This is a genomic window from Streptomyces sp. NPDC053427, from assembly GCF_044544985.1.
GTDB lineage: Bacteria > Actinomycetota > Actinomycetes > Streptomycetales > Streptomycetaceae > Streptomyces.
In genome coordinates, this window is record NZ_JBITYA010000010.1 from 201,155 (window position 1) to 220,583 (window position 19,429).

General features: G+C 70.0%; 19 protein-coding genes. 12 read left to right on the forward strand and 7 right to left on the reverse strand.

Going from position 1 to position 19,429, the window contains the following annotated elements; all coding sequences use genetic code 11:
- Positions 1-21 precede the first annotated feature (21 nt).
- Positions 22-1,143, reverse strand: a complete 1,122-nt coding sequence (locus tag ACIGWZ_RS27345; RefSeq protein ID WP_400069091.1) for a lipid II:glycine glycyltransferase FemX — start codon at positions 1,141-1,143, stop codon at positions 22-24.
- Positions 1,144-1,273: 130 nt separating this feature from the next.
- Complete coding sequence (locus ACIGWZ_RS27350; RefSeq protein WP_400069092.1) at positions 1,274-1,591, reverse strand: hypothetical protein; 318 nt, start codon at positions 1,589-1,591, stop codon at positions 1,274-1,276.
- Between the two features lie 230 nt (positions 1,592-1,821).
- Here ACIGWZ_RS27350 and rpsF point away from each other — a divergent pair, with 230 nt between their 5' ends.
- The 4 genes from rpsF to rplI all read left to right on the forward strand — a co-directional run bounded on the left by rpsF (position 1,822) and on the right by rplI (position 3,611).
- Positions 1,822-2,112, forward strand: coding sequence for a 30S ribosomal protein S6 (gene rpsF, locus ACIGWZ_RS27355; protein WP_003978891.1), 291 nt, complete (start codon positions 1,822-1,824; stop codon positions 2,110-2,112).
- Positions 2,113-2,194: 82 nt separating this feature from the next.
- Positions 2,195-2,797, forward strand: coding sequence for a single-stranded DNA-binding protein (locus ACIGWZ_RS27360; RefSeq protein ID WP_400069094.1), 603 nt, complete (start codon positions 2,195-2,197; stop codon positions 2,795-2,797).
- A gap of 112 nt (positions 2,798-2,909) precedes the next feature.
- Entirely contained in the window at positions 2,910-3,146 is a 237-nt protein-coding gene (gene rpsR, locus ACIGWZ_RS27365) for a 30S ribosomal protein S18 (protein ID WP_003978893.1), read from the forward strand.
- A gap of 18 nt (positions 3,147-3,164) precedes the next feature.
- Complete coding sequence (rplI, locus tag ACIGWZ_RS27370; RefSeq protein ID WP_400069096.1) at positions 3,165-3,611, forward strand: 50S ribosomal protein L9; 447 nt, start codon at positions 3,165-3,167, stop codon at positions 3,609-3,611.
- A gap of 92 nt (positions 3,612-3,703) precedes the next feature.
- Here the strand turns inward: rplI and ACIGWZ_RS27375 are convergent, their stop codons facing one another.
- Both ACIGWZ_RS27375 and ACIGWZ_RS27380 read right to left on the reverse strand, forming a co-directional pair.
- Positions 3,704-4,570 carry a trypsin-like serine peptidase gene (locus ACIGWZ_RS27375; protein ID WP_400069098.1) on the reverse strand — a complete coding sequence of 289 codons (867 nt, stop codon included), beginning with the start codon at positions 4,568-4,570 and terminating at the stop codon, positions 3,704-3,706.
- Positions 4,571-4,609: 39 nt separating this feature from the next.
- Positions 4,610-5,947, reverse strand: a complete 1,338-nt coding sequence (locus tag ACIGWZ_RS27380) for an MATE family efflux transporter (RefSeq protein ID WP_400069101.1) — start codon at positions 5,945-5,947, stop codon at positions 4,610-4,612.
- Between the two features lie 464 nt (positions 5,948-6,411).
- On the opposite strand from ACIGWZ_RS27380, the gene dnaB reads away from it, so the two are divergent.
- Positions 6,412-7,884, forward strand: coding sequence for a replicative DNA helicase (gene dnaB, locus ACIGWZ_RS27385; protein ID WP_400069103.1), 1,473 nt, complete (start codon positions 6,412-6,414; stop codon positions 7,882-7,884).
- A 623-nt stretch (positions 7,885-8,507) separates the two neighbouring features.
- On the opposite strand, the gene ACIGWZ_RS27390 is transcribed toward dnaB, so the two are convergent.
- Positions 8,508-8,759, reverse strand: coding sequence for a hypothetical protein (locus ACIGWZ_RS27390; protein WP_400069105.1), 252 nt, complete (start codon positions 8,757-8,759; stop codon positions 8,508-8,510).
- Between the two features lie 1,506 nt (positions 8,760-10,265).
- Here ACIGWZ_RS27390 and ACIGWZ_RS27395 point away from each other — a divergent pair.
- The 7 genes from ACIGWZ_RS27395 (at position 10,266) to ACIGWZ_RS27425 (ending at position 18,291) form a co-directional block, all read left to right on the forward strand.
- Positions 10,266-11,561 (forward strand): histidine kinase, encoded by a 1,296-nt coding sequence (locus ACIGWZ_RS27395; RefSeq protein WP_400069107.1) that lies wholly within the window; start codon positions 10,266-10,268, stop codon positions 11,559-11,561.
- Positions 11,558-12,283 carry a response regulator gene (locus ACIGWZ_RS27400; RefSeq protein WP_400069109.1) on the forward strand — a complete coding sequence of 242 codons (726 nt, stop codon included), beginning with the start codon at positions 11,558-11,560 and terminating at the stop codon, positions 12,281-12,283. Before ACIGWZ_RS27395 ends, ACIGWZ_RS27400 begins: the two co-directional genes overlap by 4 nt.
- 111 nt (positions 12,284-12,394) lie before the next feature.
- Complete coding sequence (locus ACIGWZ_RS27405; RefSeq protein ID WP_400069110.1) at positions 12,395-13,600, forward strand: MerR family transcriptional regulator; 1,206 nt, start codon at positions 12,395-12,397, stop codon at positions 13,598-13,600.
- Complete coding sequence (locus tag ACIGWZ_RS27410) at positions 13,593-14,327, forward strand: hypothetical protein (protein WP_400069113.1); 735 nt, start codon at positions 13,593-13,595, stop codon at positions 14,325-14,327. The genes ACIGWZ_RS27405 and ACIGWZ_RS27410 overlap by 8 nt, the downstream gene beginning before the upstream one ends.
- A gap of 291 nt (positions 14,328-14,618) precedes the next feature.
- A complete protein-coding gene (locus ACIGWZ_RS27415) occupies positions 14,619-16,010 on the forward strand; it encodes a serine hydrolase domain-containing protein (protein ID WP_400069457.1) in 1,392 nt (463 codons plus the stop codon).
- 135 nt (positions 16,011-16,145) lie between these two features.
- Positions 16,146-17,285, forward strand: coding sequence for a pyridoxal-phosphate-dependent aminotransferase family protein (locus tag ACIGWZ_RS27420; protein ID WP_400069115.1), 1,140 nt, complete (start codon positions 16,146-16,148; stop codon positions 17,283-17,285).
- 250 nt (positions 17,286-17,535) lie between these two features.
- Positions 17,536-18,291, forward strand: coding sequence for a TetR/AcrR family transcriptional regulator (locus tag ACIGWZ_RS27425; RefSeq protein ID WP_400069117.1), 756 nt, complete (start codon positions 17,536-17,538; stop codon positions 18,289-18,291).
- Between the two features lie 76 nt (positions 18,292-18,367).
- On the opposite strand, the gene ACIGWZ_RS27430 is transcribed toward ACIGWZ_RS27425, so the two are convergent.
- Complete coding sequence (locus ACIGWZ_RS27430) at positions 18,368-18,820, reverse strand: GNAT family N-acetyltransferase (RefSeq protein WP_400069119.1); 453 nt, start codon at positions 18,818-18,820, stop codon at positions 18,368-18,370.
- Positions 18,821-18,869: 49 nt separating this feature from the next.
- The gene (locus ACIGWZ_RS27435; RefSeq protein ID WP_400069121.1) at positions 18,870-19,358 is read right to left on the reverse strand and encodes a MarR family winged helix-turn-helix transcriptional regulator; all 489 of its coding nucleotides are present in this window, start codon (positions 19,356-19,358) and stop codon (positions 18,870-18,872) included.
- Positions 19,359-19,429 lie beyond the last annotated feature (71 nt).

A 19,429-nucleotide genomic window follows, 5' to 3' on the forward strand; every position in this document is an offset into this window, starting at 1 on the left:
GAGCTGTCGGCGGTGCGCGGGCTATCCGCGGAGCGACATCGCGATGTCGAACGCCTTCTGCATGAGCTTGTTGAGCGGGAAGTCCCACTCGCCGAGGTACTCCGCTGCCTGCCCACCCGTGCCGACCTTGAACTGGATCAGGCCGAAGAGGTGGTCGTTCTCGTCCAGAGAGTCGCTGATGCCGCGCAGGTCGTAGACCGAGGCGCCGAGCTTGTAGGCGTCCTGCAGCATCTGCCACTGCATGGCGTTGGACGGGCGGACTTCCCGGCCGATGTTGTCGGAGGCGCCGTAGGAATACCAGACGTGCCCGCCGACGACGAGCATCGTCGCGGCGGAGAGGTTCACACCGTCGTGCCGCGCGAAGTACAGGCGCATGCGGTTGGGGTCCTCGGAGTTGAGGGCGGTCCACATGCGCTGGAAGTAGCTGAGCGGCCGCGGCCGGAACTTGTCGCGGACCGCGGTGATCTCGTAGAGCCGCTGCCATTCGGCCAGATCGTCGTAGCCGCCCTGGACGACCTCGACACCGGCCTTCTCGGCCTTCTTGATGTTGCGGCGCCACAGCTGGTTGAAGCCCTTGTGGACTTCCTCGAGGGACCGGTCGGCGAGCGGCACCTGGAAGACATAGCGGGGCTGGACGTCGGCGAAGCCGGCGCCGCCGTCCTCGCCCTGCTGCCAGCCCATACGGCGCAGCTGGTCGGCCACCTCGAAGGCGCGGGGCTCGATGTGGGTCGCCTCCACCTCGCGCAGGCGCTTGACGTCCTGGTTCTGGATGCCGGACTTGATCGCCGCGGCGTCCCAGCGGCGGATGACGACCGGCGGGCCCATCTTCACGGTGAAGGCACCCTGCTGCTTGAGATGCGCCAGCATCGGCTGCAGCCAGTCCTTGAGGTTCGGCGTGAACCAGTTGATGACCGGGCCCTCGGGCAGATACGCGAGGTAGCGCTTGACCCGGGGCACCTGGCGGTACAGGACGAGGCCGGCGCCGACCAGCTCGCCGCTCGCGTCGAACCAGCCCAGGCTCTCCGACCGCCATTCGGCCTTGACATCCGCCCAGGCAGGGACCTGCATGTGGCTGGCCGCGGGCAGGTTCTGGATGTATGCCAGATGCTGCTCTCGACTGATGGTCCTCAGGGTCAAGGTCATGCGGGGCGCTCCTCGGCAGGTGTGTCCCCATTGTCGGGGCTCCGGCTCTCGCGCCGAAGCCTACTGTGACCGGGGAGCGCCCCGACTTGGCCGTGCGGGCACGGGCCCGTACGGCCCCCGATCTGTGGTGCTAACCGATGACGCCGCCGAAGAGGCCGCCGTGTGCCAGGCCGAGGTAGAAGCCGAAGGCCGATGCCCCGAGCCCGATGATCAACAGAAAGCGTTCACCTGTCGTCGACGAGATGAACTGGCCCCAGAGGCCGGTGCCGATTCCCACCAGGCCTACCCAGGAACTGAGCAGGTGCAGGCCGGGGGAGAAAGTGGCGAAGGCGGCGATCGCGCCGAGGACTACGGTCACGATGGCGAGGGTGTTCTCGACGGGATGAGCCTGGCCGTCGCTGTTGAGCAGCGAGATCAGGCTGCGCTGGGTCCTTACTGCCTGTGCCATGCGGCACCTCCGATGACAGGGCGGCGCACTGTAACGCCGCTCACACCCGTTGTGTTCCAGATTGAGGGGTGTGGCGCTCGGATTTCAACCGGAAGGCCTGAGGCGGGTACGCTGTACGGTCTGCGCCCATGTCTGTCCGGATACTCCGGCCGGGCCGGGTGCGGAACGCATCATGACCCTCCTGCCACGGAACGACCGTGGCCGCTGAGTCCAAAGGAGGTGGGTTCTACATGCGTCACTACGAGGTGATGGTCATCCTCGACCCCGATCTCGAGGAGCGCGCTGTCTCCCCGCTGATCGAGAACTTCCTCTCCGTCGTCCGTGAGGGCAACGGAAAGGTCGAGAAGGTCGACACCTGGGGCCGTCGTCGTCTCTCGTACGAGATCAACAAGAAGCCCGAGGGCATCTACTCGGTCATCGACCTGCAGGCCGAGCCTGCGGTCGTCAAGGAGCTCGACCGTCAGATGAACCTGAATGAGTCGGTCCTTCGGACCAAGGTCCTCCGTCCCGAGACCCACTGAGCGCGCAAGCGTCCAGCGGTAACCGGGTTCGAGTAGCAGCAACACCAGCAGCCAGCAGCACACCCGCCGAGAGGTTCCCCTAATGGCAGGCGAGACCGTCATCACGGTTGTCGGCAATCTTGTCGACGACCCCGAGCTGCGCTTCACCCCGTCCGGTGCGGCGGTCGCGAAGTTCCGCGTCGCGTCCACCCCCCGCACCTTCGACCGTCAGACCAATGAGTGGAAGGACGGCGAGAGCCTGTTCCTGACCTGCTCGGTGTGGCGTCAGGCGGCGGAGAACGTCGCCGAGTCCCTTACGCGGGGTACCCGCGTGGTCGTGCAGGGCCGCCTTAAGCAGCGGTCGTACGAGGACCGCGAGGGCGTGAAGCGCACGGTCTACGAGCTCGACGTCGAGGAAGTCGGCGCGAGCCTGAAGAACGCCACGGCCAAGATCACCAAGACCGGTGGTCGCGGTGGCCAGGGTGGCGGCTTCGGCGGCGGCCAGCAGGGTGGCGGTGGCCAGGGTGGCGGCAACTGGGGCGGCGGCTCCGGTGGCGGCCAGCAGGGCGGCGGCGGTGCTCCCGCCGACGACCCGTGGGCGACCGGTGCTCCTGCCGGCGGTGGCCAGCAGGGTGGCGGCGGCGGTGGCTGGGGCGGTGGCTCCGGCGGTTCCGGTGGCGGCTACTCGGACGAGCCGCCCTTCTAGGTCCGTACAGCCGGTCCGTCCGAGGCGTTGTTTCACGTGAAACAACGCCGGGGAACGGCCGGGGGCCTTGAGGGCGTCAGCACAAACTTCTTGAACTCACTGGAGAGAGACAATGGCGAAGCCGCCTGCTCGCAAGCCTAAGAAGAAGGTTTGCGTGTTCTGCAAGGAGAAGATCTCCTACGTCGACTACAAGGACACGAACCTGCTGCGGAAGTTCATCTCCGACCGCGGCAAGATCCGTGCCCGCCGGGTCACCGGCAACTGCACTCAGCACCAGCGTGACGTCGCCACGGCCGTGAAGAACAGCCGTGAGATGGCGCTGCTGCCCTACACGTCCACCGCGCGATAAGGGAAGGGTGACCGACAAATGAAGATCATCCTCACCCACGAGGTCTCCGGCCTCGGCACCGCCGGCGACGTCGTTGACGTCAAGGACGGGTACGCCCGTAACTACCTGGTCCCGCGTGGTTTCGCGATCCGCTGGACCAAGGGTGGCGAGAAGGACGTCGAGCAGATCCGTCGCGGTCGCAAGATCCGCGAGATCGCCACGATCGAGCAGGCCAACGAGGTCAAGGGCCAGCTCGAGGGCGTCAACGTGAAGCTGGCCGTTCGTGCCGGCGACGCGGGCCGTCTGTTCGGCTCCGTCACCCCGGCCGACATCGCCTCGGCGATCAAGGCTGCCGGTGGCCCGGACGTCGACAAGCGTCGCGTCGAGCTCGGTTCGCCGATCAAGACCCTGGGCGCGCACCAGATCTCCGTGCGTCTGCACGCCGAGGTCGTTGCGAAGCTCGGCGTCGAGGTCGTTGCCGCTTAATCGCAGCAGCACCGCACAGCACAACGCTGAAGGGCCGTACCCCCTCACCGGGGTACGGCCCTTCGCCGTCTCGGGCGCCGCGGGCGCGGGGCTCAGTCCACGTCCTGGGCGTGCTTGTACAGCTCGGCGACATCGTCGTCGAAGTACGCGGCATAGGAGATGTCGTCCTCGTCGCCGCCTCCTTCATGACCGCCCAGGACGCCGATGACCGTGCCGGTGTGGCTCTTGGGGTCGTAGTCGGCCAGCCAGGGACTGCCGCTGGTGCCGCCTTCGAAGTCGGTGCACTGGATGCGTAGCTGCGTGTCGCTGAACTTCGTGGTGCGGTTCTGGCAGGAGATCGGTGTGTTGCGGCTGGTGGGATAGCCGGTGATTTTGACCTCGTTGTCGAAGCCGCGGTCGATGCCGAGGGTGTTGCCGCCCAGGACGTCCTGGATCTGCTTGCCGTCCTTCTTGTCGAGTATCAGGAAGGCGACGTCGAGATCCTCGTCCTGCGATTTGGCCCAGCGGTCGTCGAGGACCACCTTCCTGATCTTCCACAGGCCGGTGGGTCCATCGCCGTCGCGGTAGTCGGGGGCGAAGACGAGATCGTTCACCGTGGTCCCGGCTTCGGCGTCGAAGGCGCAGTGCGCCGCCGTGATGAGCATGTTCCGGCCGGGGCTCTGGACCACGCTGGCGGTGCAGAAGTGGTCGCCGGATTCGTCCTTCTCGAAGACCGCGCCGACCCGGGCGTTCTGCTCGGTTCTGCGCGGGGTGTAGGCGTTGCCGTCGTCGGCCGGGGCCGTCGCGGCGGGATCCTGGTCCTGGGGATCCTGTCCCGGCTCGCCGGACTTGCCGAAACTGCTGCGGCCGCTGACGATGTTGCCGATATCGGCGTCCTCCGCGGAGTAACCCACCACAGCGGCTGCCACGATGACGATGAACGTCAGGGGCAGGACGGATTTCCTGGTGAGGGCGCGCACAGGGTCATTATCGACAGCCACTCGCGGTTACGGGACAGTTCAGCGGGAGGCCCCGGTCACAATCCACCGGCCCGATCGGGTACGGAGCTGGAGCGTCAGCATCCGCACGGTCATCATCAGCGCCATCGCCCACCACAGGGCGACAAGCCCGCCGCCAAGGGCGGGTACGGCGAGCGCCACCGGGGCGAACAGGGCCAGCGTCACGACCATCGCCCAGGCGAGATACGGGCCGTCGCCGGCGCCCATCAGGACGCCGTCGAGTATGAAGACGACGCCGGATATCGGCTGAGTGACGGCCACGACCAGGAGTGTGGTCATCAGCGGGCCGCGGACGGCGGGATCGGCGGTGAACAGGGGGATGAACACCGGTCGGGCGAGAGCGACCAGTATTCCCAGGAGGAGGCCGGAGGCGATGCCCCACTGGACCATGCGGCGGCAGGCTGCTTTGGCGCCGTCGCGGTCGCCCGCGCCGAGGTAGCGGCCGATGATGGCCTGCCCGGCTATCGCTATCGCATCCAGGGCGAAGGCCAGCAGCTGCCAGAGGGTGAGCACGATCTGGTGCGCGGCTATCTCGGCGTCGCCGAGCCGGGCGGCGACGGCGGTGGCGATCATCAGCACCGCGCGCAGCGAGAGGGTGCGAACCAGCAGTGGGACGCCGGCCTGTGCACAGGCGCGTATCCCCGCCGCATCGGGGCGGAGCGAGGCGCCGTTGCGGCGTGCGCCACGGATCACGACGGTGAGGTAGACGGCTGCCATGCCGCACTGGGCGATGACGGTGCCCCAGGCGGAGCCGGCGATGCCGAGGCCGGCGCCGTAGACCAGGCCGATGTTGAGTGCGGCGTTGGCGGAGAAGCCGCCGACGGCGACGTACAGCGGGGTCCTGGTGTCCTGGAGGCCGCGGAGCACACCGGTGGCGGCCAGCACGACGAGCATCGCGGGGATGCCGAGGGCGCTGATGCGAAGGTAGTCCGTGGCGTACGGTGCTGCGGTGCCGGATGCGCCGAAGGCTTCGACGAGCCAGGGGGCGGTGGGCAGTACGGCCGTGATGACCGCGGCGCCGAGGAGGAGGGCGAGCCAGATGCCGTCCATGCCCTGGCGGATGGCGGCGGGAAGATCGCCGGCGCCGACCCTGCGGGCGACCGCAGCGGTGGTGGCATACGCGAGGAAGACGAAGACGGATACCGCGGTGGTCAGCAGGGCGGCGGCGACGCCGAGACCGGCCAGCTGGGAGGTACCGAGGTGGCCGACGACGGCGCTGTCGACCATGACGAAGAGCGGTTCCGCGACCAGTGCGCCGAAGGCCGGCAGGGCGAGGGCGATGATCTCGCGGTCATGGCGGCGGTTGGCGCGCCGTGGCGTCGCGGGAGCCTGTGTCATGCGGGCAATCTAATCTTCCACAGGTAAGAGATGCAACCCATCAGTGATCCTTACTTTCCGCTGTGCGGAGTCGTCATCTCCGTACCGTTTGCCGTGATCTTGGGCGGGTCGCCGAAGTTTTTCTCCCCCACAGCCTATGGATGAGAAAAGGCCAGGTCAGAGGCGTGTGGATGGGGTGATTGTGTGCTTGTCCACAGTAGTTTCCCCCGGGCCGTGCACAGGATCCGGGGACTTCTCCACAGCTAGAGGCTCGTCATCCACATGGCCTGTGGATAACCAGATTGGCGGACGGTGCCCGCGGGCCTACCGTGGTCCGGCACCCGCCGCCTGTTCCGGTCCGAGACCTCGTCCGAACTCGACGCGCCGTAACCGGAGTCGGGCGACTCGATTGTCAGAGCTGTGCCGTAAGAAAGAAGAGCACAGCAAGGTCCGCGTCGCGGACGGGAGGAGGTGCCGGGGTGAGCATGCCCGAGCCCATGGAGGACCCCTGGGCGGACTCCGGTCCGAGCGACCGGCTGCCGGCCCCCCGCTCCCGTCGAGGCGAGGGAAAGGGCCGCGGCCGCGGCGACCGCCAGGACCGCGGCGACGATGACGGCGGTTCCTGGGCGGGCGGCTTCGAGCGGGTTCCGCCGCAGGATCTGGACGCGGAGCAATCGGTGCTCGGCGGCATGCTGCTGTCGAAGGACGCCATCGCCGACGTCGTCGAGGTCCTGAAGGGCGAAGACTTCTACCGCCCCGCCCACGAGCTGGTCTTCCAGGCGATCCTCGACCTGTACGCCAAGGGCGAGCCGGCCGACCCGATCACCATCGCGGCGGAGCTGACCAAGCGCGGCGAGATCGGCCGGGTCGGCGGCGCCTCGTATCTGCACACCCTCGTCCAGTCGGTACCGACGGCCGCCAACGCCGAGTACTACGCCGAGATCGTCCACGAGCGCGCCGTACTGCGTCGGCTCGTCGAGGCCGGCACGCGGATCACGCAGATGGGATACGCCGCGGACGGCGACGTCGACGAGATCGTCAACAGCGCCCAGGCGGAGATCTACGCCGTCACCGAGCAGCGGACCAGTGAGGACTACCTGCCGCTCGGCGACATCATGGAGGGCGCCCTCGACGAGATCGAGGCGATCGGCTCGCGCCAGGGACAGATGACGGGCGTGCCCACCGGCTTCACCGACCTCGATTCCCTGACGAACGGCCTGCACCCGGGCCAGATGATCGTGATCGCGGCCCGTCCGGCCATGGGTAAGTCGACCCTCGCGCTGGACTTCGCACGGGCCTGCTCGATCAAGAGCAATCTGCCGAGCGTGATCTTCTCCCTGGAAATGGGGCGCAACGAGATCGCGATGCGTCTGCTGTCCGCCGAGGCCCGGGTCGCGCTGCACCACATGCGTTCCGGCAGCATGACGGACGAGGACTGGACGCGCCTGGCGCGCCGGATGCCGGACGTGTCGGCCGCGCCGCTGTACATCGACGATTCGCCCAACCTGTCGATGATGGAGATCCGCGCCAAGTGCCGTCGGCTCAAGCAGCGCAACGAGCTGAAGCTGGTCGTCATCGACTATCTCCAGCTGATGCAGTCCGGTGGCTCGAAGCGCGCCGAGAGCCGCCAGCAGGAGGTCTCGGACATGTCCCGAAACCTCAAGCTCCTGGCGAAGGAGCTCGAGCTCCCGGTCATCGCGCTCTCCCAGCTCAACCGTGGCCCCGAGCAGCGCACGGACAAGAAGCCGATGGTCTCCGACCTGCGTGAATCCGGCTCGATCGAGCAGGACGCCGACATGGTCATCCTGCTGCACCGCGAGGACGCCTACGAGAAGGAGTCCCCGCGCGCCGGCGAGGCCGACCTGATCGTGGCGAAGCACCGTAACGGTCCTACGGCGACGATCACGGTGGCGTTCCAGGGCCACTACTCGCGGTTTGTGGATATGGCGCAGACGTGAGCGAGGCTTCTGTGGCGTCCGGGTTCTGACGCCATCTGCCGGATCGCCGTGACCACTGTCCGACGGATGAATCTTCGGACCCGGACAACTCGATGCCTGCCGAGCCATCCCGAGCGGCGGCTCGGGGCCTCGTCCTGCCGCCGGCACCATCCGGTTGGGGCACCATCTGGGACCTGGGCCGCAGGGGGACGGGGCCGGCACCTGAATGGTCGGTCTGCTCGGACGTTTCCCCTGCGACATGTGCTGAGATGGACGGAAGGGCCCCGAGGCCAGAGCAACCGCGTCGGTGAGATGAATCGGTGCCCTACAGCTTTGTGGGGTCTCAACTCGCCTGGCGTTGAAGCGGTTCACGGGGAGCCCGGTCTTTGTGCTCCCGCTCGACGGGCCGCTTTCAGACCATGCCACGTGGTGTCACGGGGAGGCCGCTCGGGAGCCGGGGGCGGCTGCCGTCTTCTTCCGGCTGAACAGGTGTTGCGTTCCTTGCGAGTTGATGCCCGGACGCCACGCAACCGCGAACGGGCCTACGCCCGGGCTCAGAAGGAGGGCAGAAAATGGGCCGCGGCGCCGAGCCTGCGGCTCGGACACCGAGGCCCATTTTCGTTACCTGCGCGACTTTCTGGCGATCACCAACCGTGGCCGTTGCAGCCCATGGACGAGCCCATCCCGGTGATCTGCCCGCCAGGAGCGCCCTCGCCGTTGAGCGCGTTGCCCAGCAGTCCGTTGAGGATCCCGACCTCGCCGAGGACATTGACATCCAAGACGTGTGCCCCACACCCACCTCCCCCGCCACCGGCGGCGTTGGCGGTGCCGGCGCCGAGGAAGCTGACGCTGCCGAGGACGGCTGCCACAACGGCGACCTTGCGAAGCTTGCGCATATCTCCTCCATTGATTGAGCGGATGCGATCTGCAAGAGATCCACTTCGTACAGTTACTGGAAGCTAATACGAAAAATCCCGCACCGCTCATCGGCGCTGGCATACGGGTCCTCCGGAGCCGGCCGGCTCGTGGCGCGCAACGCGCCGAGCTCGGACCCTCAGTGCGCCGAGGCCGCCAACGGTCACGTCGCGTGTTGCCGTCGCGGCGGGTGAAGCGATCGCCCGCCGCGTCCTTCCGTTTCTCGCCGTCGCTCACCGTCGAGGGTGGAGGGCTGGAGGGCTTGGGGAGTTGTCGGTCGGGCCGGGCTGCGCGGGTGGCTTACCTGGCCGGTTTGTGATGCTTTCGGCTGGACGCTCGGGTGAGGAGAGGGAGGGCGGCGTTGGTCGTAGGAAATGCCAACGGCCTGGAAGGGGCGGGGTATTGGACGCGAGGTGTCGTGGTGGGCCACCGCTGGGCAGCGCGATTCGAGAGGGCGCGGTGGGCAAGGCGGTGAGTTCGTGCAGTGAATGCCGCCTATTCGGCGCTGTGTTGTGGGGTCCGCGCGGGCCCTGAGCGATGCGGTCGGATGCTGGGTGCGTGATGAGCGGAAGCGGGGGCGGCGAGCAACAACCGTGTGTGTGCTGCCAGTTGTGGTTGGTGATGAATCCTTCGGGGTCGGAAAGTCTGGTGCGGTCCTACGGCCATGAGTGCGGGTGGGGTCGAGGTGTCGTTGCTCCGAGGGCTCCGCAACCGCCGCATGTGCCGACCTGCCGCAGCGCTCCACATTGATCTTGAAGCTGCCGGGGCCCACTTGGGCGAATCGAATTCCCAACAGCCCATGCCTGCCCGAAGGACGCCCTTCACGCCGTCGACCCGCCCTTCCGGGATTCGGCTTTCCGGGCCCACCACGGAGAAGAAGTCGGCAAGCGAGTGTGTAGTGCTTGCCTGGGGCCGAACTGGTGGTACGGCCATTCCGGCTACCGACGTCACCGCCCGCCGGCTCACCTCTACCGTCGGCTCGGCGGCGCGGCGCTACCGGGAGAGCGGTGCGGACGGCCGGGGCGTCCCGCCCGGTGCTCCAGCACTTACTGACGAGCCGTCGAAGCGGCTCTCCGATCGGGCGAACCGCTGACCCAGAAGGGGGCTCTCCTCGACGTCGCAGACAGGTGAGAGCGGTTGTGATGAGGGGCGATGCAGTCCCGCCCGCGTGCAGGCGCGGCCGGAGATGGCTGGGCCAGCCGCATTCCTCGCTCCGGTGCACCCGTATGAGGACGGGAGCCCTCGGCATCAGGAGAGCCACCGCCGCCCGTCCAGGGATTCCGGCCGGCAATCCCTCCCTGGCTAATCGGGCGGGCCGAGATCTTTGCGGCGAATTGTCGGCGCTGGTGGTGGCGTCGGTATCAGTAGCCGTCGCACCGCGTGTCGGGGGTGCGCATCGCTGGGACAGGGGACTGCCGCGAAATCGGGACGTCGTTCTGGCTCTTTCGGGGGAGGGCTACGGCTTGGTCGGGTGCCATCATCAAGCCGTGCGCAGAAGGATGAGCCCGCGCTTCGCCCGGGCCGCGAGACAAGGCATAACGGGCTGGAGCCATGCGTTCCTCGGCGCGATGCTGGGCGTGCTGCCGTTGGCGACCGCGATGCTGTTCGCGCCGCCGAAGTGGCCGTCGGTACTGCGAATCGTGGGCTTCACGCTTGCGCTCGCTGCGGTGATCGTGGCCATGGCCTGCCCCCGTGCGGCGCGGCGGGGCAGTGTGCAGCTGGCCAATCGGCTGCTGGGGACTGATCTGCCCGCTCCGATGAAGTCCGCGCCGGGCGAACGGCCCTGGAAACCCTGGACCAACCGGCTCCGTACGGCGGGGTGGCTGGTGCCGCATATGGCGCTGGGCGGCGTGGTCACGGCGCTGACCGGTCTGCTGCTGTTCACCGCGGTGATGTGCGCTTCGGTCCGGCTGCGGGGCGGGGGCGCTCTCGACGCCTTCGGGTGGCACCTCAAGGTGGACTCGGGCCTGTCGGGCCTGTGGGCCTGGGGCGCGGCCGTCGGGTGTCTGGCGATGGCGGTGGCGGTCCCCACCGGGGCGGCGGCCGTGCTCCGGCTGCTCGCGCCGGTCTTCCTCGACCACCACCCCGCAGAGCGGCTGGCCGCCGTCGAGGAGCAGATGCAGCAGCTGGCCCAGCGCAATCGACTGGCTCAGGAACTGCACGACTCCATCGGCCACACCCTTACGGCGTCCACGATCCAGGCGGCCGTGGCGGGAGAGTTGATGGAGCGCGACCCGGTTGCGGCACGCCGGGCCCTCACCAGCATCGAGGAGACTTCCCGGGCCGCGATGGACGACCTCGACCATGTGCTCGGAGTCCTGCGGGAGGCCCAATCGCCCAGAGCACCGCAGCCCTCGCTCGGCGAGCTGGACTCTCTGGTGGAGCGGGTGCGGCGGGCCGGAGCCGAGGTGTGCGTCGAGACCCTGGGTGCGGTGGACCGGATACCTGCCACCGCCTCGCGGGAGGCGTACCGGATCGTCCAGGAGGGGCTGACCAACGCCCTGCGCTACGGGACGAAGAAGGGGATCGCACTGAGCGTCACCGTCCAGGACGGCTGGCTGGTGGTGGAACTCACCAACCCCGTTGATGCGGATGCCGGTTGCCTTCGGCCGGGTGAGCGTCGGGGGAAGGGGCTCGGCCTGGCCGGGATCGCGGAGCGGGTGCGGTTGCTGCGCGGCGAGGCATTCACCGGAATGGTGCCGGGCAAGGGCGACGAGGGGGAGGAACAGGGCGGCGGACGCTGGCGGCTCCTGGTGCGGATTCCGCTACCGTCGGCGCCATGAGCAGCGCGCACACCGCCGGCACCGCGAATGGCGCCCCGGCCGGCCCGGATACGGCCCCGGACGCGCTGCTGAACGTGCTCATCGCCGACGACGAGGAGCTCACCCGTACCGGGCTGCGGGCTCTGCTGTCCGCCAAACCCGACCTGGAGGTCGTCGGCGAGGCCGCCGATGGGGCGGAGGTGCTTCCCCTGGTCGTGCGGCTGCGGCCGGACGTGGTGCTGATGGACGTACGGATGCCCCGGCTGGACGGGATCGAGGCCACCCGGCGTTTGCGGTCCGAGCTGTCCGACCCGCCCAAGATCATCGTGATCACCACGTTCGAGAACGATGAGTATGTCTACGACGCCCTGCAGGCCGGAGCCAGCGGCTTTGTCCTCAAGCGCGCCCCGGCACGGCAGATCGCGCAGGCCATCCGGCTGGTCGCCACGAGCGACAGCGTGCTGTTCCCCGAGGCCGTGCGGCGGCTGGCCACCAGCCGGCCCGTGCGCCGCGAATCCGCCCGGAAGGTGGACGCGCTCACCCACCGGGAGACCGACATCCTGCGGCGGATGGCGAAGGGCCTGACGAACCAGGAGATCTCCACCGAGCTGATCGTGAGCGTGGAGACCGTGAAGACGCATGTGGGCAATGTGCTGGCCAAGCTCGGGGCCCAGAACCGTACCCAGGCGGTCATCCTGGCGTATGAGACGGGGCTGGTGGGGCTCGGGGCAAGCGGCCCGTGAGGGGACGCCCGGTGTTCGCCGGACCCGGGGCGTGCCTCCCCCATGCCGTAAACGGTCTTCCGCGGCTGGGCCTTTGACCTTCAGGCAGGTTGAAGCCCGACAATCCCGCTCATGGACGAGGACGAAGAGCTGTTGGGCATCGGCGCATTCGCGCGGCGGGTGGGGCTGACGCCGAGCGCGCTGCGGTTCTACGACGACTGCGGCGCGCTGCGGCCGGCCCGGGTGGATGCGGCGACGGGGTACCGGTACTACGCGGCGGGCCAGGCGGCCCGCGCTGTGCGGCTGCGCCGGCTGCGGGCGGCGGGACTGCCGTTGGTGGATGTCGCGGTGGTGCTGGACGGTGCTCAGGACGCGGCGCGGGACGTGCTGCGGGCGCATCTGGAGCGGACGCGGCGTACGGCGGACGAGGCGCAGGCGGTGGTGGAGGGCTTCCTGCGGGAAGCGGCGGGGGAGGCGGGGGGACGCTGGGCGCGGGCCCGGGTCGATGGGGCCGAACTGGCCGGTGCGGTGCGGCAGGTGGCGCCCGCCGCGGCGGTGGGGGCGGCGCACGAGGAGTTCCCGGTGCTGGGGTGTGTGCTGCTCGAACTCGTCGATGGCGAGGTGCGGCTGGTGGCCACGGACCGCTATCGACTGGCCGTGCGGGTGCTGCGGGCCGCGGCCTTCGAGGGCGGGCCGCGCACGATGCTGATCGAAGCGGAGGCGGCGCGGGGCCTGGCGGAGTGGGCCGTACGGCAGATGACGGTCGAGGTGGAGTGCGGGGCGGATGCGGTGCCTACGGAGGGGGCGGCGGAGGCGGCGGGGTTCAGGCTTCGGAGCGCCGTCGGGGGCGAGCTCTGGGAGCCACCGCGGGAGCAAGGTCGGCACCCGGCCCCGGATCCCGATGCTTTCCCGGACTACCGGCTGATGCTGGAGGGGCTGGAGACCGGGCGGTACCGGGTCATCGTCGACCGGAGCCGGCTGAGGGATGCGGTTGCCGGACGGAGCGGTGCGGTAACTCTCGTGGCGGGCACGGTGTGCGGCGGCCAGCAGGAGCTCGAGGTGACGGGCGGGGAACGGGAGCCGGTCCGGCTGCCGGCGGTGTTTCACGTGAAACATGGGGCCGTGAAACATGGCGTGGTGCCGCGGATCGCCTTTGATCCGGCGGTTCTTGTGCCCGCGCTGGAGGTCGGGGTGGGGCCCGATGTGCTGCTGGAGATCGTCTCGGCGGACCGGCCCGTCGTGGTCCGTTCAGCCGACCAGGGGAGCTTTACGACGTTGGTGATGCCGGTGAGCGAGCGGGCCGGTGTCCGTACGCATGGAGGTCGCACCGATGGCTGACGAAGGGAACCGGGGAATGGATCCGGATCTGCCGGTCGTGCGGCTGTGTGTGGCGGGAATGGAGGCCGAGGCGGACGGGCGCGCCGATGCGGCGTACGAACTCTTTCGGCAGGCCTGGGACGTGGCCCGTGACGACTACGAGGCGTGTATCGCCGCGCACTACCTCGCCCGGCACCAGAGCTCGCCCGAGGAGACGCTCCGCTGGAACCAGGAGTGTCTGGACCGGGCCGACCTGGTGGCGGACGAGCGGGTGCGGGGGTTCTACCCCTCGCTGTACGTGAACATGGGGCGGGCGCACCAGGAGCAGGGACAACCGGCCCTGGCGTACGGGTACTTCGTACGGGCCGCCGAGCGGGTGGGTGAGCTGCCTGAGGGGCAGTACGGCGACTGGAATCGGTTCGCGATCGGCGAGGGGATACGTGATACGGCGCCGGAGGCGGCAAATATCGAGACGGGGAACGGCCCCTCGGAGGGCACTTCTCCGGCACTGCGGTCACTCGGGGAAGACGTCGATACGCGTATCCGGGAGCTGCTGTCGCGGTGGTGTGCGCGGGCCGATCTCATGGCGCTGGGACTGACGCTGCCGGCCTACCTCGGATACCTGGGGACGGACGAGGACCGGATACGGCTGCGGGCCGCGCTGCACATGGTCCATTCGGCGCGCCGGCTGCCGGAGGAGGAACAGGCGGCGCTCGGTGCGGTGATCGGGGCGGCTGCACTGCGGTGACGACGAGCGACGGGGTCGCAATGGTCTCGCGTGTCGGGCGGTGATCGCGAGAGGGTGAGCGACGGTGGGCAGGAGCCCGCCGCCCAGCCGCATCAGCCGCACCGGCCGTTGAGGAGCACGATGACCACCGCCGCGTCCGCCACGTCCCAGCAGCCCGAGTCGCGGGAGTCCGGGAGCAATGACCCGGAAACCCAGGAGACCGAAGCCCTGCCCGAACCGCGCGCCGGCGAGCCGGGACCGGCGGCAATCCGGGCGGGGACGGCCGACACCGGCGAGGCGTATGCCGAGCTGATGCCGCAGACGCGGCGGGCGTTGCTGCGCCGGCTGGCGGTCGGGCAGGCCGAGGGGCGGGCACCGTCGATGATGGGCGCGGTCGTCCGCGAGGGGCGGGCGGTGTGGACGGGGGCCCGGACCTCGGTGCCCGGGGAGGTCCCGCACGCCGATGTGCAGTACCGGATCGGTTCCCTCACCAAGACGTTCGTCGCGGTGATGGTGCTGCGGCTGCGGGACGAAGGGCTGCTGGATCTGGCGGACCCGATCGGTCGGCACCTGGAAGGCACCCCGGTGCCGGAGGCGACGGTCGCTCAACTGCTGGCGCACAGTTCGGGGCTGGCGGCGGAGGCGCGGGGGCCGTGGTGGGAGCGGACCGCGGGTGAAGTGCGGCCCGAGCCGGCGGATCTCTTCGGCGAACGGCCGCAGCGCCTGCCGGCCGGACGGCGGCATCACTACTCCAACCCCGGCTACGCCCTGCTCGGTGCGCTCGTCGAACGGCTGCGGGGCGACGAGCCGTGGGGTGAGGTGCTGCGGCGCGAGGTGCTGGAGCCGCTCGGAATGGCGCGGACGACGCTGCTGCCGCAGATGCCGCACGCGGGCGGCTGGGCGGTGCACCCGTGGGCCGATGCGATGCTGCCCGAACCGGCCCAGGACACCGGGCTGATGGGCCCGGCAGGCCAGCTGTGGTCCACGCTGGAGGACCTGTGCCGGTGGGCGGCGTTTCTGCTGCGGGGCGATGAGCGGGTGCTGAGCGCGTCGAGCGTGGCCGAGATGCGGGCCCCGGCGGTGCCGCCCGAGGGGGACGGCTGGGAGGCGGGCTACGGCCTGGGGCTGCAGCTCGTACGGACGAATCCGCGGCGGACGGGCGGCGGCGCGGGGGTGCCCGGCGGGCGTCTGCTGGCGGGGCACACGGGATCGATGCCGGGATTTCTGGCGGCCCTGTGGGTGGACGTCGAGGAGGACGTCGCCGGCATCGCACTGGCCAACTGCACCTCGGGGCCCGCAGTCGGCGGGATCGCGGCCGACCTCCTGGAGATCGTGGCCGAGCGCGAACCGCGGATTCCGGAGCCCTGGCGCCCGTTGACCGGACCGCTCGACCACGATCTGCTGGCGCTGACCGGGCCCTGGTACTGGGGTGCGCGTCCGTTCGTGCTGAGGCTGACGGCGGGGCGCGGACTGGAGCTGGCGCCGCTGTCGGGCCCCGGCCGCGGCTCGCGCTTCCGGCCGGAGCCGGACGGCAGTTGGACCGGCTTGGACGGCTACTACGCGGGCGAGACGCTGCGCGCGGTGCGGGCGTCGGACGGCTCGGTCAGCCATCTGGACCTGGGGACCTTTGTCTTTACCCGTGGGCCGTACGAGCCCGCCGGGCCCGTGCCGGGCGGGGTCGATGAGGAGGGCTGGCGGGTCTGAGCGGGATGGCGGGACCGGGCTGCGGGCCCGGGGCCCTTCAGCGGGGGTGTGACGGGCGGACGTACAGTCGAGCGAGATGTCAGGAGCCGCACCGGATCGCGCGGCTCGCTACCGCTGGAAGGCCCTGTGACTGCCGTGTCTGACCCGACCGCGAACCCCGCTGCCCCGGACCTGCTCGACCTGCCGCCGCTCACCGCCGCCCACTTCGCGCGGATCGAGGACAAGGTCGCCGGACTGATGGGCACCCGTTGCGATGTCGTGGCGATGCAGGGAGAAGCGTTGCTGCCCCTGGAGGCCTGCATCCGCTCGGCCGTACGGCCCGGCAGCACCGCGCTCAACATCATCACCGGCCCGTACGGCGAGACCTTCGGCGGATGGCTGCGCTCCTGCGGCGCCGAGGTCGTCACCATCACGGCGCCGTTCACGGGCGCGGTGAGCCCCCAGCAGGTGGCGGACGCGCTGTACGAGCACCCCGAGATCGACTTTGTGAGTCTGGTGCACGCCGAGGCGGCGACCGGCAACACCAACCCGGTCGCCGAGATCGGTGCCGTGGTGCGTGAGCACGGGGCGCTGCTGATGCTCGACGCGGTCGCCTCGGTCGGTGCCGAGCCGCTGCTCACCGATGAGTGGGGCGTGGACCTGTGCGTGATCGGTGGGCAGAAGGCGCTGGCCGGACCGGCCGGGGTCTCCGTGGCGTCGGTCAGCGCCCGTGCCTGGGAGCGGATCGTGGCCAATGAGCAGGCGCCGCGGCGCTCCTACCTCTCGTTGCGGGACTGGAAGGAGCGCTGGATCGATGGCGGCCGTACCGCCCTGCCGCACGCCCCGGCGCAGCTGGAGATGCTCGCCCTCGAGCAGGCCGTGGACCGTATCGAGGCGGAGGGACTGGAAGCGGTCATCGCGCGGCACCGCGCGGCGGCCGCGGCGGTCCGGGCGGGCGTACAGGCGCTGGGCGGTCCGGTGCCGTATGTGATCCGGGACGAGGATGCGGCACCGGCCGCGACGACGCTGCGCGCGCCGCAGAGCCTGGATGCCCGCGAGGTGGTGTCCGCCGCGCTCGCGGCCGACCGCTCTGTTCCGGTGCAGGCCGCCGCGGGCGCGCTGGCCAAGGAGATGATCCGGGTGAATCACTACGGTCGCGCCGCGGACCGGGGCGTGGTGCTGGCGTCACTCGCGGCGCTGGCCGTCGGTCTGCGGGCGCTGGGCGCCGACGTGGACGAGGCGGCGGCCGCCGGGGCAGCGGGCGCGGCATGGGACGAGGCGGTCGCCGTGCGCTGAGGGGCGTGGGGCGTAGCTGACGTCGGCCCGGGCCGACGGAGGCGGCGGTTGGGGCCCTGTTTCACGTGAAACCGAGCGTTTCACGTGAAACAGGGCCCCTTCGCTTTGGCCGGCGCCGCGCCCCGCCCCGCGACCCGGCGCGGCCCTCCACACCCCACCTTCCAGGCCCCTCATAGAATCGGAATGAACGGCCCGGTTGACGTCCCGGCGTGCTCGACGCCGGACCCGGGCGATCCGAGGAGACTGACGGATGACGGACGCCGGGGCGGCTCCCTCGCGTGCGGATGCCCGGCGCAATCGCGCGCTGGTGCTCCAAGCGGCCCGATCCGCCTTCGAGGAACAGGGGTTGGGCGTCCCGATCGGGGAGATCGCACGCCGTGCCGGTGTGGGCGCAGGGACCGTGTACCGCCATTTCCCGTCCAAGGAAGCCTTGTTCAGGGCGTCGATCGTGGACCGGATGCAGCTCTTCACCGATACGGCAAGGGACTTGGCCGATGCCGAGGACCCGGGCGGGGTGTTCTTTCGCTACTTGGCGTCGGTGGTGCGGCTCGCTGCGCAGAACAAAGCGCTGTGCGACGCGCTGGAGGCGTCGGGCGCCTCGGGTTCGGAGGTGCCGCCGGGGCCCGAGCGGGACTTCGCGGAGGCCCTGGGCGTCCTGGTGGTGCGCGCTCAACAGGCGGGAGCCGTAAGGCCAGACGTGGAATTGGGCGATGTCCGTGCGGTGCTGGTCGGGTGCATGGCGATGGAGCGCAGGCGGTCCGGCGCAGGGGGTGCGGCGGGGGCGCCGGGCCGGATGGCGGCGTTGATGTGTGACGGGTTGCGGGCGAGCCGTACCGTAACGAAACTGCCGACGGTGGCGCCCGGACGTAACGAAACGCGGTGCGAGATGTGTGCGGGGCCGGTCGCGGCGGCCCCGACCGGCCGGCCCGCGCGCTACTGCGGTGCCGCCTGCCGACAGAAGGCGCACCGGGCACGGGCACGGGAGCGCGCCGCCCGCTCCCGGTAGCGCCGCGCCGTCCTGCGGTCCAGAAGCTCCGGCCCAGAAGAGCCTCTCGGCCGGAGCTTCTCGACCCGAGAGCGTCTCAGAGCACCAGCTTGAAGCCCAGGTGGGAGGCTTCGAAGCCGAGGCGCTCGTAGAAGCGGTGGGCGTCGATACGGGTCGCGTCGGAGGTGAGCTGCACCAGGGAGCAGCCCTGTGCCCGGGACTCCTCGATCGCCCACTCGATGAGCCGGGTGCCCAGGCCGCCGCCCCGCTCGTCGGCGTGGATCCGTACGCCCTCGACGATCGAGCGGGTCGCGCCGCGCCGGGAGAGGCCGGGAATGACGGTGAGCTGGAGGGTGCCGACCGTTCGGCCGCCGCGGACCGCGACCAGCAGCTGCTGCTGGGGATCCGCGGCGATCGCCTCGTACGCGGCGCGGTACGGAGTCAGGTCGTCCGGCGACTCACGGGCGGCGCCCAGCGGGTCGTCGGCCAGCATCGCGATGATGGCGGGCAGGTCCGCCTCGGTCGCACGGCGTATCTCGATATCGCTCATGGGCGCGACCCTATGCGCGCCCATCCGGCGGCTGTTGTGCGAGTCCGCGTTACGCCGACGGCGCGAGCGTCTCCACGGCCGTGACCAGCGGCGCCAGCTCGGGGCGCTTCGCCGCGTCCTGGAGGGCCTCGCGCAGCGCGCTGTCGTGCGTCGGCCGGGCCTCTTCCAGGAGCGCGAGGCCGTCCGGAGTGACGTTGGTGTAGATGCCGCGCCGATCGTCCGCGCACAGATAGCGCTCCAGCAGCCCCCGCTCCTCGAGCCGGGTGACCAGCCGGGTGGTGGCGCTCTGGCTGAGTACGACGGCGTCCGCGACCTGGTGCATCCGCAGATGGCCGCCCGGTCCGCTGTGCTGCTCGCTGAGCACATTGATCACCGAGAACTCACGGACGCTGAGGTCGTGCTTGGCCTGGAGCGCGCGCTCGATGTGCGACTCGATACGGCCATGCAGGGCGGAGAGCGCGCACCAGCCCTGGGCGAGCGAGCCGCCGGGCGCCCCGTCGGCCGCTGCCTGCGGCATCGCGTGCGTCTGCTGCGTCATCGGAGACCTCCTCATGGGTCGTACGAACCAGGATAGGACACGTGCGAAATAGCCCGCGCTTGCAAGTAGCC